Raw genomic sequence first — 1,690 nt, forward strand, 5'->3', positions numbered from 1 at the left:
CCCTTGGAAACACCAGCTCCAGGAGTCACGATGCTCCGTTCCGCCCTTCTCGCGGCCTCCCGGTCCCCGCAGGTCCGCACCGTGGTCGAGAAGTTCCCGCCGACCCACGCGATAGTCGAGCGCTTCGTCGCCGGCGACGTCCTCGACGCCGCGATCACCGCCACCGACGACCTGGTCGCCACCGGCCGCAAGGTCACCCTGGACCACCTCGGTGAGGACACCCAGGACGCCGGCCAGGCCGCCGGCACCGCCGAGGCCTACGAGCACCTGCTCAAGGCCCTCAAGGAGACCGGCCTCGCGGCCGGCGCCGAGGTGTCGGTCAAGCTGTCGGCCGTCGGCCAGTTCCTGCCGGTGGACGGCGAGAAGATCGCGCTGGAGAACGCCCGCCGCATCTGCGAGGCCGCCGCCGACGCGGGCACCACGGTGACCCTCGACATGGAGGACCACACCACCACGGACTCCACCCTCTCCATCGCGCGGGAGCTGCGGCAGGACTTCCCCTGGCTGGGCGTCGTGCTCCAGGCCTACCTGCGCCGCACCGAGGCCGACTGCCGCGAGTTCTCCGGCCCCGGCTCGCGCGTGCGCCTGTGCAAGGGCGCCTACAAGGAGCCCGAGTCGGTCGCCTTCCAGGGCAAGCACGAGGTCGACCTCGCGTACGTCCGCGCGCTGAAGATCCTGATGGCCGGCGAGGGCTACCCGATGATCGCCTCGCACGACCCCAACATGATCAAGATCGCCGGCCAGCTGGCCCAGTGGAACGGCCGCAAGCGGGACTCCTTCGAGTACCAGATGCTGTTCGGCATCCGCCCCGAGGAGCAGCTGCGCCTCGCCGGCGAGGGCAACACGATGCGCGTGTACCTCCCGTACGGCCAGGAGTGGTACGGCTACTTCATGCGCCGCCTCGCCGAGCGCCCGGCCAACCTCACCTTCTTCCTCCGCGCCATGGCCACCCGCGGCTGACCCTGGCGGCACCATGCCAAACGGTCCGCACCCCTGACGGGGGGTGCGGGCCGTTTTGTGGTTCCTAGAGGAAGTCCTTGGTGTCGAGCTCGAAGTCGAACGGGGCGAGGAGGGCGAGCGGTTCGCCGAAGGCGGCCAGGTGGACCTCGGTGTACTCCTCGCGGTGCGGCTTGCTGAAGAGACTGACCTGCGACTTCTCGCGGTCGATGAGGAGGTAGAGCGGGATCCCGGCCCGGGCGTAGCAGTGGCGTTTGGCGATCCGGTCCTGGTCGGGCTTGTTGGACGTCACCTCCGCCACCATGGCGACGCCGTCTGGTTCCATCCAGGGCGGGGCGCCTTGGAAGAGACGGAGATCGTCGGGGACGAACGTGGCATGGGGGATGACGTGGTTCGGAGGGTGGTGCCCTCCAGTGACAAGGCGAAGTCCCTTGTGCTCGGACATCTGCATGTCGATGGCGGACTTGCCGTAGACCTGATCGGTCAGGCTGCTGATGAGGTGGCAGTGATAGCCGTCGAAAGGGAGCTCGATGAGGATGTCGCCGTCGAGGAGTTGAGCTCGGAGCCCCTCAGGGGTTTCCAGGGCGAGGAACAGTTCGAGGAGGATCTCGCTGTCCGTGATGTCCATGAAGAGCCTTTCGGCTAGGTGCATGGGGACGATACGAGAGATGAGCGTTTCGGGGGTGGGAGATGGGTGATCGTCACTCGATGGTGTGAGTTTGAGGTCTCGCCT

At 67.6% G+C, this 1,690-nt stretch carries 2 protein-coding genes; one reads left to right on the forward strand and one right to left on the reverse strand.

From position 1 onward, the window contains the following. Positions 1-30 precede the first annotated feature (30 nt). The gene (locus J0670_RS37440) at positions 31-960 is read left to right on the forward strand and encodes a proline dehydrogenase family protein (RefSeq protein WP_207817236.1); all 930 of its coding nucleotides are present in this window, start codon (positions 31-33) and stop codon (positions 958-960) included. 64 nt (positions 961-1,024) lie between these two features. Here J0670_RS37440 and J0670_RS37445 read toward each other — a convergent pair whose 3' ends face one another. Then, the gene (locus J0670_RS37445; protein ID WP_207817237.1) at positions 1,025-1,585 is read right to left on the reverse strand and encodes a Uma2 family endonuclease; all 561 of its coding nucleotides are present in this window, start codon (positions 1,583-1,585) and stop codon (positions 1,025-1,027) included. Positions 1,586-1,690 lie beyond the last annotated feature (105 nt).

It is taken from the genome of Streptomyces sp. FH025, from assembly GCF_017427025.1.
In the GTDB taxonomy this organism is placed as follows: domain Bacteria; phylum Actinomycetota; class Actinomycetes; order Streptomycetales; family Streptomycetaceae; genus Kitasatospora.